This is a genomic window from Thermostichus sp. MS-CIW-38 (assembly GCF_054058415.1).
In genome coordinates this window covers 1-14,555 of record NZ_JBSSAH010000056.1, presented here as the reverse complement: position 1 = coordinate 14,555, position 14,555 = coordinate 1, and the positions used below count along the sequence as shown (strand labels likewise).

Here is a 14,555-nt window from a genome sequence, read left to right as displayed (position 1 = left end):
GTTGCTGCCCTTACCGGCCGATAGACCAAGTGGTGCAGCTTAGCGGTGTTCCAGCAGTTCTTTTGTTTGGCGGTGTCGAGAATCTGGTTGCAAGCGTTCGCAAAGCCCTGCAAAGTGCGGTCAATCTCTTGACGCAACTCTTGTGGGACTATCAGCTTGCAACGTACAGAGATAGTCTGGCTCATGGGCCTATTGTAGTTCATCCAGACTTGACCAGCAAACCTATAAGGAGGCGGGCTTTCCTCCCGACACCAAGCCTGCGGCTATGGTGCGGGCCTCCAGCCCGAAAATTTGGTGAAGATACCGAGCCCAGCTTGACTCAAGTTGTTTAAGAATAGGTCAAGTACTCGCCCTGTCTGGCGAAAACAAAGGCATCTTTACATAACTTTCATAATCCAGAAGTCTCCGCAGCTCAAAAAGTTCTGTATTCCCACTGAAGAGGTTTCGTAGACCTTCTCCTACAGTTGAATTAAGAGCAGAGACTGCAGGGTTAAAGATTATGGATGGCATTGGCGAGTTTGAGTTTAAGGTGCAAATCTTAGCCCGTTGCATGGGATCCGCCCTGGGTCTGGGCCGTCCTACTCGTATTCAGATTCACTATTCCAACTCCAATTCCCAGAACGCAGTTAGAGCCAAGGAAGGTTGGTCTGGATCCCGCTTAGGCGATCAAATCCCTTCTCCTAATGCCGAAGGTGAAAGAGGATCTCAAGGTCAAGTGTTAGCCTGTGTTGCCTGAAGAATCTTTTGAGAATCGGTCTGTGGTAGGTCAGGAGATCTTCGATTGCGGCAATCCAACATTTGATTGAAGATTGAGATAGAGCTTTTTGTAGTTTTTCCTGCTGTTCTTCTTTGCTTTTTACAGAGACTTGTTCTTAAGATTGAAAACCCAACTTTGATAACTCTTCGATGCCTTTTGTCTTGTAGAGTCTTGTGAGTCAGCCGGTTCTTTGTTTTTGTTGAGGGGTACTTTGTCCGGCTGGCGCGATAAGAGGTTGCGCTCTTCTTCGTTGTCTCCTTGCCTCTGGGGATATAAGCTAGAACTTCGTCCCACCGACGCAATCGGAAGGTGACTTGGGGCGTATGAACTTGTGCCCAACAGGCTCCGGAGGGTTATGGAACGAGCAACGCAACGGTGGCACGGTTTTCTGCTGCGCGATTTTCCCATCAAGGCTTGGTGGCAGGGAAGCCTTTTGGGTCGTCTATTGGGATCCCTGCAAAGTTGGGGGAAGAGCAGCATATTGGTTCAAACTTCCGACCGGATTGGCCTGGGGCTAGTGCTGCTCTACTGGATTTTCTCTGCGCAAAGCTCCACCGGCATCCTGGGCCTGATTTTGCTGGCTATGGCCGCTCTGGTGGGCCTGTGCGCTTTGGTGGAAACGCCGATTGGGCTGCCGCTGCATCTGCCCCTGGGCCTTTTCTGGGGAATTGCCACCTTGGCAACGATTCTCTCTCCGGTTGCCTACGCAGCACGGGATGGCTGGCTGAAGTTGACTCTCTACCTGGCTGGTTATCTGTTGTTGCATCGTCTGCTGCGCAAACCCCAATTCCGAGATGGGATCGTTGGATCCCTGCTTTTGGTCAGCTTGGTGATGGGGGTCTACGGCCTGCGGCAATACTTTTATGGGGCAGCAGAACTGGCCACCTGGGTGGATCCGGAGTCGGGCTTGGCAGGTCTGACGCGGGTGTACAGCTATCTGCGCAACCCAAATCTGTACGGGGGCTACTTGATCCCGGTCATTCCCCTGGGGCTGGCCGCCACTTGGATTTGGCCCAGTTGGGGAGCGAAACTCCTGGCCGGGTTTACGACGGCGGTGAACCTGATTTGCCTGTTGCTCACCTACAGTCGCGGTGCCTGGATTGGGGGGCTGGCCATGCTCACCCTGATGGTCGTGCTGTTGGCACAGTGGCATTCTGTCGATTTGCCAGCCCGCTGGCGGCGTTGGGCCTTGCCGGCCCTGTTGGGCGGAGGGGGGGCTGCTCTGTTGCTCGGGATCCTGACGGTACGCTCCCTGCGGCTGCGGGTGCAGAGCCTTTTTTGGGGGCGGTTGGATACCAGCAACAACTTTCGCCTCAATGTCTGGGCGGCGGTGCTGGAGATGATCCGCGACTTTCCCATCTTGGGGATCGGCCCCGGCAATGTTGCCTTTAACCGCGTCTATCCCCTCTACCAACGAGGCAACTTCAGCGCCCTTGGAGCCTATTCGGTGCCGCTGCAGCTCACCGTAGAGACTGGCTTCATCGGATCTTTAACTTTCGCCTGGTTCCTCTTGGTGCTCTGGGATCACGGCTGGAGATGCTGGAAAACTTTGCTCAACTTGCGGGATCCCCAGGGTCTGTGGGTGGCAGCGGGCTTGGCCGCTTGCACCGGCATGATGGCCCACGGCTTGGTGGATACCATCTGGTATCGTCCCCAGGTACAAATGCTGTGGTGGCTTGCGGTAGCGCTCATTACAGCCAGCTTGGCCTCTCTTAGCCCTCAGCCGCCCGTGGATGTTGGTGAGACCCCATCGGAGGCTTCCTCCCGTTAGGGTAGCTTAAGCTTGACCTTCCAGTCTTGACGGGAGCCAACCCAGAGTGGTAATCATCTTCAGTAGGAGATAAAAAATGTATCCGTTTTTACAATTCACAGGTGTTGGTAGTGTTAGAAATTAGCGGAACTGTTCAGGGTGCAGGAGGCAGATGAAAAAAATCGAGGCCGTGATCCGGCCATTTAAGTTGGATGAGGTCAAAATTGCTTTGGTCAATGCCGGGATTGTCGGCATGACCGTAAGTGAAGTACGGGGTTTTGGCCGGCAAAAGGGACAAACCGAGCGTTACCGGGGATCCGAGTACACGGTAGAGTTCCTACAAAAGCTGAAAGTGGAGATCGTGGTCGAAGATGATCTGGTGGATACGGTGGTGGAGAAGCTGATTGCAGCGGCTCGCACCGGCGAAATTGGGGACGGCAAGATTTTCATCAGCCCCGTCGAAAAAACCATCCGCATCCGCACTGGCGAACTCAACCAAGATGCCCTGTAAGGAGGGATCTTTGGGGTTTGGGCTACCCGTCCTGAGCCTTGTGGGGGTTTGCTGCATGTCTCTTTTGCTGTATACCTGATGAGATGTTCTTGCCCCACTTTCCGGGTAATGTCTTTTGAGAAGTACTGTCCCTTTAGGTGAGTCGAAAAGCATGAGTACAACAATGATCCAAAAGCTCAAGAGCCAGGTGCCCCAGTGGCTCTGGCGACCGGCCAGGTGGAGTCTGACTGCTGCTCTAATGGCTGCGCTGGTCTTTCTATTCGGCCAGGGAACTGCCTTTGCTCAAGAGGCCGAGGCAGTTCAGAAACACGCTGACGTTGTTTGGACGATCGTGTCGGCGGCCTTGGTGTTCTTCATGCAGGCAGGGTTCGCCATGGTGGAGACGGGCTTTACCCGCGCCAAGAATGCCGCCAACATCATGATGAAGAACTTGATGGACTTCTGCATGGGCTGTTGCGCCTTCTGGTTCATCGGGTTTGGCCTCATGTTCGGCAAAAGTGCTGGCTTCTTCGGCACTGACTGGTTTGCTTTTGGCTGGCAGCAGGCTTACGAGGCAGATGGCTGGCCCTTTACTTTCTTTGTCTTCCAGATGGTGTTTGCCGCTACCGCCGCCACCATTGTTTCCGGAGCGATGGCAGAGCGCACTAAGTTCTTGGCCTACTTGATCTACTCCATCGTTATTTCTGGGCTAATCTACCCCATCTCTGGGGGTTGGGCCTGGAACGGGCTGTTCGGCGACTACAACGGCGGCACAGCCGGCTGGCTGGAAAATCTGGGCTACATTGATTTCGCTGGATCGGGGGTGGTGCATTTGGTAGGCGGCGCTGCGGCCTTGGCAGGCGCCATTGTGCTCGGCCCTCGCATTGGCAAGTACGGCCCTAATGGAGAACCGCGGGCGATCCCTGGCCACAACCTGCCGCTGGGGATGTTGGGGGTGTTTATCCTCGCATTGGGCTGGATCGGGTTTAATGCCGGTTCCACCACTGCAGCCTCTGTCGATATTGGCTGGATTGCCATGAATACGCTGCTGGCAGCTTCGGCTGGAGCAATTGGGGCGATGTTCACCTCTTGGGTTCATTTTGGCAAGCCGGATATGACCTTTGTCGCCAACGGGGTGCTGGCGGGCTTGGTGGGCATCACTGCCCCTTGCAATACAGTTCATCCGCTGGGGGCCTTGATCATTGGCTCGGTGGCCGGAATCCTCGTGGTGCTCTCCGCGGTGATTTTGGATACGACGCTGAAAATTGATGACCCAGTGGGCGCGGTTTCCGTGCATGGCACCTGTGGTATCTGGGGGGTGTTGGCAGCAGGGATCCCTTGGTTTGCCCACGCCAATTCAGGGGTTACCTGGGCACAGTTCGGCGTGCAGGTGGTAGGCGCTCTCGCTCTCTTCTTCTGGCCCTTCATCACCTGTCTAATCCTGTTTTTAATCCTCAAGGTAACTGTTGGCTTGCGCGTCAGCGCCGAGGAAGAGATTGCCGGTTTGGATGTGGGCGAGCACGGCAACATAGCCTACCCTGACTTTGTCATTGCTGCCACCGAGGTGGAGGGAGCTTGAGCTGTTGCGCTCGGTTCGACGGGAGGCTGTCGGATCTGAGCGACACGGGACTGAAAATCAAGAGAGGGGGTCAGGTCTGGCCCTCTCTTTTATGGCTTGCTGATGTATTTGGTGGCATTGGTGTAGGTGGTTACGGGTAGGAGGGGAGAAATAGCTCAAAATCGAGGTGTGGGACTTGGAATCGAGATGAAAAGTCAGATAGGTGAGACTGTTTTCTCTCGTCTTCGGCAGGGGATCCTTTTGGGTTTGAGGACAGGGGGGAAAGTCCTGCTGGGGGTTGGAGCTTTGCTGGGGTTGGGAAGTTTGGTTGCCCCGCCTGCTCTGGCCCAGACGGATCTCACGGCTCTGGAACAGGCTCTCCCACCCGAGGCTTGGGCTGAGCTACAAACCTTACTGAAAACTCAGCAATACCATGCCGACATCGTCTGGACAACGGTGGCCGGGGCGCTGGTGTTTTTCATGCAGGCGGGCTTTGCCATGGTGGAGGCGGGCTTCACGCGGGCTAAAAATGCTACCAACATTGTCCTGAAGAACCTGATGGACTTCTGCTTCGGGGCCTGCGCTTTTTGGTTTTTGGGGTTTGGGCTGATGTTCGGATCCCATGTGGCCGGTTTTTTGGGCACCAACTGGTTTTTTTTCAACTGGCAACAGGGAGCTGAAGCCGGCAGTCAAAACGATGCTTGGCCTTTCACGTTCTTCTGTTTCCAACTGGTGTTTGCCGCCACCGCTGCCACCATTGTCTCCGGGGCAATGGCGGAACGCACCCGCTTTTTGGCTTATTTGATTTACTCCATCGTCATCTCTGGGGCGATCTACCCGATTTCCGGGGGCTGGGCCTGGAATGGCCTGTTTGCCGACTACAACGGTGGTACAGCCGGCTGGCTGGAAAACCTGGGCTACATTGACTTTGCCGGGTCGGGGGTGGTGCACTTGGTGGGTGGGGCTGCAGCTTTTGCGGGAACTTTGGTGTTGGGTCCGCGCTTGGGCAAGTATGGTCCTAATGGGGAGCCGCGGGCTATTCCCGGGCATAGCTTACCCTTGGGCATGTTGGGGGCGTTGATCCTGTGGCTGGGCTGGATTGGCTTTAATGCCGGCTCTACAACGGCAGCGATTCCTGATATTGGCTGGATTGCTTTCAATACCTATTTGGCCGGGGCGGCAGGAGCCATCGGCGCTCTCTGTACTTCCTGGGCCATTTTTACCAAGCCGGACATGACGTTTGCAGCCAATGGGACACTGGCGGGGCTGGTGGGCATTACTGCCCCTTGCAACACTGTTCATCCTTTGGGGGCAATCCTTATCGGCTCGGTGGCCGGGGTGTTGGTGGTGTTGTCGGTGCTGTTTATCGAGGGCACCTTGAAGGTGGATGACCCGGTGGGGGCGGTGTCGGTACATGGGGTGTGCGGCGCTTGGGGGGTCATTGCTGCAGGGATCCCGTGGTTTGCCCATGCGGAAGCGGGGGTGACTTGGGCGGTGTTGCCGGTACAGATTCTGGGGGTTATTGCCCTGGGAGGATGGTCTTTTATCTGTTGTCTGGCTTTGTTTTTGATTTTGAAGGGCACCATCGGTCTGCGCGTCTCGGCAGAAGAAGAGTTGGCCGGCTTGGATATTGGCGAGCACGGCAACATTGCCTACCCTGACTTTGTCACTGCTTCGGGAGAGTTGGAAGGTTGAGTTGAGCAGTACACTGGGATCCGGTTGGATGCACTTTTGGATCCCATGCACCTTCTGATCCCGGCGGCTGGCAGCGGCAAGCGAATGGGAGCTGCGGTCAATAAGCTGTTGCTGCCGCTCTTGGGTCAGCCAATTTTGGCTTGGACGTTGCAGGCTGCGGATCAGGCCAGCTCCATCGAGTGGATCGGCATTCTCTCCCAACCCGGCGATTGGCCGGCCATCGAGCAGATCCTGGCGGCAATGGATCTGTCCACGCCGGTGCAGCTTTTACAAGGGGGGGCGACGCGGCAGGAGTCGGTTTACAGGGGGGTTGAGTATCTCTATAACCTGGGAACAGTAGAGCGGGTGTTGATCCACGATGGGGCCCGCTGCCTAGCTACCCCTAAGTTGTTCGATCGCTGTAGTGCTGCTTTGCAGCAGGTGGATGGTCTCATCGCGGGGATCCCTGTCAAGGACACGATTAAAGTCGCTGAGGCAGGCCCAAAAGGGATCCAAATTCAGTCAACCCCAGAACGCAGCCGGCTGTGGGCAGCGCAAACGCCGCAGGGGTTTCGCCTGTCGATGCTATGGCAAGCCCATCGGGAGGCTCTGGCCCAGGGTTGGCAGGTAACCGATGATGCAGCCCTATTCGAGAAGCTGGGTTGGCCAGTCTACATCGTCGAAGGGGAGGAATCCAATCTGAAGCTAACCACCCCCCTGGATGTGTTGCTGGCCGCACAAATCTTGCAGCAGCGTCTCGGACCAGCGCGTTAGCTCAATTCAATCCCGGTAGGGCCAGTCTCAACCTTGGGAATTAAAAGTAGGAAGGAGGAAATCTAGGTTCACTAAGAGCACTTTGATCACCCCATCTCTTGTGGTCCGTTGGAAATGAAAATGATAAGTCTGGCTGTTTAGAATCTAATGCACCCAAGACACCTGAAACCAAGCAAAAGATGAGATTAATGCACTTTTCACTTTCTTCATAAACTTGCCGTTCTGAGAACCGAACTACAACCCAGCCTCTATCCGCTAGATAAGCATCACGCTTACTTTGCTTAGGATCATTCACAGTATGGGCTGGCCTACACAGATTACCTTCAAGAAACCATGGCTCATCAATTTCAATGTCAATGAGTAAAACGAGTGATCTTTTTCCATCTCTAGATACCTGCATTGCGATATCAGGGGTATAGCACCGGACACTAGACTGCTCTATGCTAACAGCTGACCTCTCTGGAAGCAGAGTAACTTTAAAGCTATCTCTCTCTAGACTTTCCAATTGTCTCATCAAAGCATTTCGAAGGAAGTTATCAAATCTTCCGCAGCGAGCATCAGAAACTGTATCAGGATACTGGACCCTTTGATTAGCAATAAGCTCCATAGCCTGATCTCGGTGTTCTCTTTCAATGGCTTCGCACTCTGCTTCCCACTGCCGTAGAGCTTCCTGATATTTCTCCCAATGCCTTCTTCTGATGGACGTACACTCTTCCTGCCACCGGCGCAGGTCGGTCTCTTGGTACCTCCTCAGGTTTTCTTCATGGATTTTTTTTAGATCTTCGCGCTCTGCTTCCCACTGCCGGAGGGCCTCTTGATGTTCTCTCAATCTTTCTTGGTAAGCTTGTATAAGAGCTTCACATTCTGCTTCCCACCGTCGCAGAACTTTCTCATATTTCTGTTGATGAACTCTCCGGATCTCTTCACATCTTACTTGCCACAAACAAACCTCTTCGTAATATTTATTCAGTTTTTCCTGGTGGGCTTGTTCAAGGGCTTTGCATTCCGCTTCCCAGCAACGCAGAGCTTCTTCATGTTTCCATATTTTTTCTGCTCTTTCTCTCTCATATTTTTCTTTTCGCTTCTCGTATGTCCATGATTCGTAGAGAAAACGTGCTAGCGCTGCAATACCGACAATACCTGCTAAAACAACCAATTCTGGAGCCTCCGCAATAATCAAGGTAATGAGCACAGCAACACCAGCACCAGTTGCCCATGCCGATTGCAGCTTGCCCATCAAAGGCTGGGGTAGCTCGGGTAGATTTGGCCTAACAGGGCGTTCCGGCATTCGAGGTAGTTCAGGTTCCGTTGGGCGCTCCGGCATCTGTGGCGGCTCCGGCTCCAGCGGACGGGCAGGCATCTGTGGCGGCTCAGGCTCCGGCGGGCAAGGTGGGAGATCTGGCCCCCTCAAGAGGAGAGCAATCGGCTGGGGTAAAACAACGTAGGGATAATAGTCTTCCCGAACGTACCTTAAGATGGGATGCGAGTGCCTGTCGTGATCTTGCATGCTTGAGCCTCCAGATAAGTTCCCTTGGAATCCAGTTTGAAAAGACTTTGGAAAAGGGATCTTCAAAGAGGCCCTTGAAGGGGTAGGAAGCAAGCAAATGCGCGAACCGACGTCGTGGCCTGTCTACATTGTCGGGGCTGGCCCCGGGGATCCGGAGCTGATTACCCTGCGGGGGCAAAGACTGCTGGCGGAAGCCGATGTAGTGTTCTACACAGGTTCTTTGGTGCCAGAGGGAGTGCTGGCCCATTGTCGCCCTGGGGTTGAGGCCATTGACACCCGCTCCTTCACGCTGGAAACGCTGCTGCCGCAAATTGTGGAACGGGTCAAGGCGGGGCGGCGGGTGGTGCGGCTGCAGGATGGGGATCCCTGCCTTTACGGCGCTCTGCACGAGCTGCTGATCCGGCTGGCGGAGGCAGGGATCCCTTTTGAGATCGTGCCGGGAGTAAGCGCCTTTCAATTGGCAGCCGCCCGTTTGCAGGTGGAGTTGACCATACCCAAGTTGGTACAGACGATTATCCTCACCCGCGCCAGCGGTCGCACCCAGGTACCGGAAGCAGAAGCCCTGGCCAGTCTGGCAGCCCACCGCGCCTCTTTGTGTCTATATCTGAGCGCCCGCCACGTAGAACAAGCGCAGGCAGATCTGCTGGCTCACTACCCCGCCGATACCCCGGTTGCCGTTTGTTATCGCTTGGGTTGGCCGGACGAACAGATCTGGCTGGGATCCCTGGCCGAGATGGCCGCCCTCACCCGGCAAGCCGGCTTAGAACGCACAGTGCTCTATCTCGTCAGCCCTGCCTTGAAAGGCTTGTCAAGCTCCAGATCTGCCCGCTCGCGGCTCTACAGCCCTGACCACACCCACCTTTTCCGTCGCAAAATGGGCCGGCAGCCCCGTTTGTAACAGGCTCTTTCAGTATATTGACGGACTCCGGCAGATTGAGCACAATGAGGCAGCAAGATGAAGTCAGAGGGCTGGACTTCTGGCGAGGGGGTACTCGTTTTTGCGGAGAGAAGTGGATCCCTCTTGGATTGGAGTTGTTACAAGACCATTTTTTCACTCTCTAACTTAACTTTGCGAACTCTAACTTTATGGCTGGCTCATCTGCTGCTCGCAGCGTGGAAACCCTGATCAAGGCTCTGCAGAAGGCCCTGGCCCCCCTGCCAACCCGTTCGGCCCTGAAGCAAGATGTCCTTTACCTCATGGTGGATCTCCCACGGCAGGGGATGTTTAGCCGCTCTATGGTGTTGCATCGAGTTGCCAGCCAATTGGGGGGCTTGCCTGTGCAGGGAGTTAGCCAACTGGTGGTGTACGGTCGGCTTCAGGGGGAAACACAGCTGCAGTGGAAAAAAGTCTTCTACTTGTCCTCTGGGGGGAGCAGTGCTGATGACACGCAGATTATATTACCGGGCACCAAGATTTCCGAGATCAGGGTGCTGGAGGCCCAAAAACCTGTTGTGGATCCCGACCACAACTCCGATTTTCGCAAAGTTAAAACTCTGGGGGCACCGGTTCCCAAAATTCAGAAAGAGCGCTGGCCAGAAGCGGCTCCAAGCCAGGCCTCGGTTGGCCATGCCCCTTCCCAAGACGGGATCCCGACCCCTCTGCCTACAACTGCTCGCCCCAGTTCTCCTATCGACGTTCTGGCCAACTTTCCGACACTTGATCAATGGTTGCACAGGCCTGCTCTAAGGCCCTTCTTGGGGGGAGCTCTGGCTTTGTCTCTCCTGCTGGGGGCTGGGTTGGTGGTGCGCTCTTTTGGGCAAGCCGATGTTCCTGCCCGAGCCAGATCGCTGGGGCTGGGGATCCCGCTGTTGATCTTGGCTGCAGGGGGGGGCTGGCTGGGGTGGAAAGGTCGGCGTGTCGATGACACCCTTGAGCGAGAAGAGGGATCCCAGGATCCCTTTACAGAAGGGCTTTCCTTTTTACAGGCCAATCCAATTCCTGAGGCGGTGAAGCGGTTTCGGGAGGCCGTGCGGCAACAGCCGAATCATGTCGAGGCCCACGTTGAGCTGGCCCATCTGTTGGCGAAAACCAACCGACTGCAGGTCGAGGCCCACGTTGAGCTGGCCCATCTGTTGGCGAAAACCAACCGACTGCAGGAGGCATTGAGCCACTACCAACAGGCCAAACGCCTGAACCCGAACTTGAGCGGCATCAACACCCACCTGGTGGAAACCCTGAAGGCCCTGGCGCGGCAGTGGTTGGCCCAGCATCAGCCGGATGAAGTCTTGATCCATTTGCCCGAAGCGCTGCCCCTCACCCAGGGATCCGCCCAAGCTGAGATCTATAGCCTGCTCGGCCAAGCCTGGGCAGAGAAGGGCAACTGGGCAGAAGCGTTAGCTCAGCAACAAAAGGCCCTGGGGCTGGATCCCCACTTCAGCGAGGCCCATCTTTGCGTTGCTCAAATTCACCTCAAGCTGGGGCAATGGGACGAGGCCATCGATTCCTGTTGGGCTGCTTTGGAGTTGAATGATCGCCTGGGCCTGGGCCACGCCGTGATGGGACAAGCGCTGATGCGCAAAGGACAGCTAAAAGCGGCAATCGCAGCCTTCCGAACTGCTCTCAACCTGGATCTCGCTCCTGAGTTGGCAGCCGGTGTGCGGGTGGATCTGGGTTTGGCAATGGTGCATGCAGGTCATCTGGCTCAAGCCAGCCAGGAGTTCAGCCAGGTGGTCTTCAATGGTCAGTTCAAAAGACAGCAGGCTCGCGCCTACTACGGCTTGGGCCTGGTGTTGGCAAGCCAAGAGCAATACAGCGAAGCTGTGAAGAACTACCGGCGGGCTTTGGAGCTGGCCCCCGATCTGCACGCAGCGATGGCCGCCATTGGCCTAGCCTACTTGGGGCCCAAACAACGGGATGCCTCTGGGCGCAAGTTCATCCAGCCCCAACAGTTGCAGCAGGCTATGCAGCAGTTTGAACAGGCCCTCCAAGGAGATTCAGAGTTGCCGGAAGCTCACTTTGGCCTGGGCGAAGTGGCGCGCATCAAGGGGGATCTAACCTCGGCGGAGGCCAGCTATCGACGGGCCATTCGCAGCAATGGCAGCTATGGAGCAGCTCACTATCGTCTGGGATCCATCCTTGCCCGCCAAGGCAAGCTGGAGCAGGCCATTGAACACTTTCGCTCGGCTTTGGAAATCGCTCCCAACTTCTCCGAAGCCAGAGTGAGCCTGCAACGGCTTCTCTCCAAACAGATGGAAGAGGCCCATACCGGCCTACTCGTCCCGTAAGGTGGGATAGGATCTTCCAGTTAAGGTTCTCTCAACCCATGACACCAACGCCAGGTTGGGTGGTCAGCCCTGCAACCGCCATCCAGCTCATCCAACAAGGGGCAACGCTTCTGGATGCACGCAGTGCGGAATTGCAAGCCGACGGGATCCTGAAGGGTTCAATTCCGGTGAACTGGACGGAGTTTACTCAACCAGAGGCTGCCAACAGCGGCAAGCTGTTGGCAGATGATGTCCTTCTCACCGAAAAGCTGCAGGGCCTTGGCGTGTTTCAGGGGCGTCCGGTGGTAGTTGCTGCCGATCCGCTACAGGGCTGGGGAGAAGATGGCTGGATCGTTTGGATGTTGCGCAGCTTGGGTCATCCCCAGGCAGTCATGGTGGACGGGGGCTATCCGGCCCTGGTGAAGGAGGGAGTGCTGACCACAACCCGACAAAGCGCCGACGAACCGCAACGGGGCGACTTTGTAGTGCGGCGAACCGACCGGTGGGAGATCGACCGGGACACTCTGCGGGCCAGCCTTGGCTCCGACCGTGTGGCCATCCTCGACAGTCGCGAAGCCCAAGAATACAAGGGAGCCACCCCCTATGGTGAGGCGCGCGGTGGACACATCCCCGGCGCTGTGCATCTCTACTACAAGGAGCTGATGGATGCGGCGGGATCCCTATTGCCGCCCGATGAAATTCACGCCCGCCTGCAAAAAGCCGGGATCCCTCCGGAAGCCGAGATCATTGCCTACTGCACAGCTGGGGTTCGCTCCGCTTGGGTCACGGTGGTTTTAACCCATTTGGGCCGGCAGGCCAAAAGCTATTCCGGTTCCATCCTGGAATGGGCAGCCGGGGATCTCCAGAAGTTCCCGCTCCAGCCATGAGGGGATCCCTGCCCACTGTGATCTTGGCCGGATGTGGCTATGGAGCCATCGACGCCTTGCGGGCGCTCAAAGGGCAGGCACGGGTGATCGCCATCAACCCCTATCCCTACAGTGTTAATTCAGGCATGTCCACGCGGCTGCTGAGTGGTCGGTTTTCTCTGGAGCTGGTGCGGATCCCTTTGCTGGAGCATATTCAAGCCAACGGCGCCCAGTTTTTGCCGGGGCGAGTCACCCACATCCAACCCGAAGCTCGAACCCTGACCCTGGAGAGTGAAGCCGGGATCCAAACTCTGGCCTACGACTATCTGTTGGTGAATGTGGGCCGGGAGTTGCGCCCCATCGATGGGATCCAACATGCCTTTACCATTCGACCGGCAGAACAATTGGTGGCCGCCCAAACCTGGATCCGGCAGTGCTGGCAACGGGCAGCCCAGGGGGATCCGACGCCGGGTCTGTTGACCTTTGTGGTAGCGGGAGGAGGCTGTACCGGCACAGAGCTGATGGGGGAACTCTACGATCTTTGCCGGGAAATGAGCGCAGAAACAGGGATCCCCTTGGCTCAAGCCCGGCTGATCTTGATCCATCGCCAGGCCCATCTGGTCGAGGGCTTCTCGGAACCCTTCCGCCGGGCGGTGGAAAGGGAAATCCGCCATCTGGGGGTGGAAATCTGGGCCGGATGTCAGGTGAAAGCCTTTGGGCCGGAGCAGGTGTGGCTCTCGGATGGCACCGAGTTGATAGCTCAGACCCGCCTGTGGGCAGGTGGCTTCCAGGTGCCGAGCTGGTTGAGCACCTGCGGCTTGCCAACAGGGCCGACGGGAGCCCTGCTCGTGGACAAATACCTACGGGTGCAAGGCTCAGAGCACATCTTGGCGGTGGGGGACTGCGCTGACTTTGTTTGGGGATCCCGCCTCTTGCCCAAGATCGGCGTGTACGCGGTGCGCCAGGGGCCGATTGCAGCCCAAAACCTGCTGCGGCTCATCCGCGGCCAACCTCTGATCCCCTACCGACCGCAGGCCACGGTTTTTGTTTGTGTAACGGTGGGGAACCGCGTTGCTGTTGCCGAGAAAGGCGGGCTGGTCTGGCGCGGCTATGCAGCCACGGTGCTGAAGAACTTTTTTGATTGGCTGTACATGCGCAAACTTAAGCCCCTGCGCTGGCAGGAGTTTTTCTACTGACTCAAGCTCTACCAAGAACGGGGTTAAGATCAAAACCAGATGGGCCAGGTCGGGCTCGCTTCCCAAATCCTGAATATCTGAGAACTATGGCTATTCCCGGCGGCAATGGGCTATGAGCGGATCGACTTTTGCCGACCGGCCAGAGCAGCGACCAACCAGGAGCAACAATGCCTCTAGATAACCTGCGCGGACTCTATCAGCAAGTCATTCTGGAGCGGTACAAAAAGCCCCACAACTTCGGCAGAGTGGATCCCGTCCACCGCCACCAACGTGGCCACAACCCCTCCTGTGGCGACACCATCGACCTCACCTTACAACTGGATCCCAGCCAGGAGCGGATTGTCGATATCAAATTCGAGGGGGCAGGCTGTGCCATTGCCCTGGCTTCTGCCGATCTCATGGCGGATGCGGTGCGGGGGCGCACCATCCCCGAAGCTCTGCAGTTGGTGGAGCGCTTCCAAGCCATGATGCGCGGTGGCGAAGAGTTCCCGCGGGAGCAACGGGCTTTGAACGCCATGAAAGGGGTAGCCCAATTTCCAGTGCGCATCAAATGCGCCAACCTGGCCTGGCATGCGCTCAAATACGCGCTGGAATCGCCCGAACCCCAGGCCAATGGGTCGGCCTTTGTGAGCAACGAAAACACCGACTGACCAAAAGGCGCGGCAAGCCCCGTCCTTCAGGGCGGGGAAGGATAGCGCCGACCGTAGCCGACGCCCTTTAAAAACGCAGTGCCGGCCATGTGAATATCGTTGTCATCACGCATAGGCCAAGAATACGAT

11 protein-coding genes and 1 pseudogene are annotated in these 14,555 nt (G+C 56.5%); 10 read left to right on the top strand and 2 right to left on the bottom strand.

The window, feature by feature from the left end; translation table 11 throughout:
* Positions 1-185: pseudogene (locus tag ACVWXZ_RS13595) on the bottom strand (RNA-guided endonuclease TnpB family protein); the annotation flags it as partial.
* A gap of 927 nt (positions 186-1,112) precedes the next feature.
* Here ACVWXZ_RS13595 and ACVWXZ_RS13590 point away from each other — a divergent pair.
* The 5 genes from ACVWXZ_RS13590 to ispD all read left to right on the top strand — a co-directional run bounded on the left by ACVWXZ_RS13590 (position 1,113) and on the right by ispD (position 7,003).
* Positions 1,113-2,528 (top strand): IctB family putative bicarbonate transporter, encoded by a 1,416-nt coding sequence (locus tag ACVWXZ_RS13590; protein ID WP_457482638.1) that lies wholly within the window; start codon positions 1,113-1,115, stop codon positions 2,526-2,528.
* 151 nt (positions 2,529-2,679) lie between these two features.
* Positions 2,680-3,018 (top strand): P-II family nitrogen regulator, encoded by a 339-nt coding sequence (locus ACVWXZ_RS13585; RefSeq protein ID WP_011430352.1) that lies wholly within the window; start codon positions 2,680-2,682, stop codon positions 3,016-3,018.
* Between the two features lie 151 nt (positions 3,019-3,169).
* The gene (locus ACVWXZ_RS13580) at positions 3,170-4,576 is read left to right on the top strand and encodes an ammonium transporter (protein ID WP_457482637.1); all 1,407 of its coding nucleotides are present in this window, start codon (positions 3,170-3,172) and stop codon (positions 4,574-4,576) included.
* 303 nt (positions 4,577-4,879) lie between these two features.
* Positions 4,880-6,250 (top strand): ammonium transporter, encoded by a 1,371-nt coding sequence (locus ACVWXZ_RS13575; RefSeq protein WP_240527655.1) that lies wholly within the window; start codon positions 4,880-4,882, stop codon positions 6,248-6,250.
* Between the two features lie 45 nt (positions 6,251-6,295).
* Entirely contained in the window at positions 6,296-7,003 is a 708-nt protein-coding gene (gene ispD, locus ACVWXZ_RS13570) for a 2-C-methyl-D-erythritol 4-phosphate cytidylyltransferase (protein WP_041437650.1), read from the top strand.
* Between the two features lie 40 nt (positions 7,004-7,043).
* Here ispD and ACVWXZ_RS13565 read toward each other — a convergent pair whose 3' ends face one another.
* Positions 7,044-8,363 (bottom strand): hypothetical protein, encoded by a 1,320-nt coding sequence (locus ACVWXZ_RS13565; protein ID WP_457482636.1) that lies wholly within the window; start codon positions 8,361-8,363, stop codon positions 7,044-7,046.
* 244 nt (positions 8,364-8,607) lie between these two features.
* Between ACVWXZ_RS13565 and cobM the strand changes: the two genes are divergently transcribed.
* The 5 genes from cobM (at position 8,608) to sufU (ending at position 14,426) form a co-directional block, all read left to right on the top strand.
* Positions 8,608-9,408: a precorrin-4 C(11)-methyltransferase gene (gene cobM, locus ACVWXZ_RS13560; protein ID WP_457482635.1), complete on the top strand. Its 801-nt coding sequence runs from the start codon at positions 8,608-8,610 to the stop codon at positions 9,406-9,408.
* 188 nt (positions 9,409-9,596) lie between these two features.
* Complete coding sequence (locus ACVWXZ_RS13555; protein ID WP_457482634.1) at positions 9,597-11,735, top strand: tetratricopeptide repeat protein; 2,139 nt, start codon at positions 9,597-9,599, stop codon at positions 11,733-11,735.
* 38 nt (positions 11,736-11,773) lie between these two features.
* The gene (locus ACVWXZ_RS13550) at positions 11,774-12,601 is read left to right on the top strand and encodes a sulfurtransferase (protein WP_457482633.1); all 828 of its coding nucleotides are present in this window, start codon (positions 11,774-11,776) and stop codon (positions 12,599-12,601) included.
* Positions 12,598-13,776, top strand: coding sequence for an NAD(P)/FAD-dependent oxidoreductase (locus ACVWXZ_RS13545; RefSeq protein ID WP_457482632.1), 1,179 nt, complete (start codon positions 12,598-12,600; stop codon positions 13,774-13,776). The genes ACVWXZ_RS13550 and ACVWXZ_RS13545 overlap by 4 nt, the downstream gene beginning before the upstream one ends.
* A 167-nt stretch (positions 13,777-13,943) precedes the next feature.
* The gene (sufU, locus tag ACVWXZ_RS13540; RefSeq protein ID WP_011434254.1) at positions 13,944-14,426 is read left to right on the top strand and encodes a Fe-S cluster assembly sulfur transfer protein SufU; all 483 of its coding nucleotides are present in this window, start codon (positions 13,944-13,946) and stop codon (positions 14,424-14,426) included.
* Positions 14,427-14,555: the final 129 nt, after the last annotated feature.

What these genes read in the sequence shown, in the direction of transcription:
- ACVWXZ_RS13585 (WP_011430352.1), top strand. Translation starts at nt 2,680, where the DNA reads ATGAAAAAAATCGAGGCCGTGATCCGGCCATTTAAGTTGGATGAGGTC.
- ACVWXZ_RS13550 (WP_457482633.1), top strand. Translation starts at nt 11,774, where the DNA reads ATGACACCAACGCCAGGTTGGGTGGTCAGCCCTGCAACCGCCATCCAG.
- sufU (WP_011434254.1), top strand. Translation starts at nt 13,944, where the DNA reads ATGCCTCTAGATAACCTGCGCGGACTCTATCAGCAAGTCATTCTGGAG.
- ACVWXZ_RS13555 (WP_457482634.1), top strand. Translation starts at nt 9,597, where the DNA reads ATGGCTGGCTCATCTGCTGCTCGCAGCGTGGAAACCCTGATCAAGGCT.
- ACVWXZ_RS13545 (WP_457482632.1), top strand. Translation starts at nt 12,598, where the DNA reads ATGAGGGGATCCCTGCCCACTGTGATCTTGGCCGGATGTGGCTATGGA.
- ACVWXZ_RS13590 (WP_457482638.1), top strand. Translation starts at nt 1,113, where the DNA reads ATGGAACGAGCAACGCAACGGTGGCACGGTTTTCTGCTGCGCGATTTT.
- ispD (WP_041437650.1), top strand. Translation starts at nt 6,296, where the DNA reads ATGCACCTTCTGATCCCGGCGGCTGGCAGCGGCAAGCGAATGGGAGCT.
- cobM (WP_457482635.1), top strand. Translation starts at nt 8,608, where the DNA reads ATGCGCGAACCGACGTCGTGGCCTGTCTACATTGTCGGGGCTGGCCCC.
- ACVWXZ_RS13580 (WP_457482637.1), top strand. Translation starts at nt 3,170, where the DNA reads ATGAGTACAACAATGATCCAAAAGCTCAAGAGCCAGGTGCCCCAGTGG.
- ACVWXZ_RS13565 (WP_457482636.1), bottom strand. Translation starts at nt 8,363, where the DNA reads ATGCCTGCCCGTCCGCTGGAGCCGGAGCCGCCACAGATGCCGGAGCGC.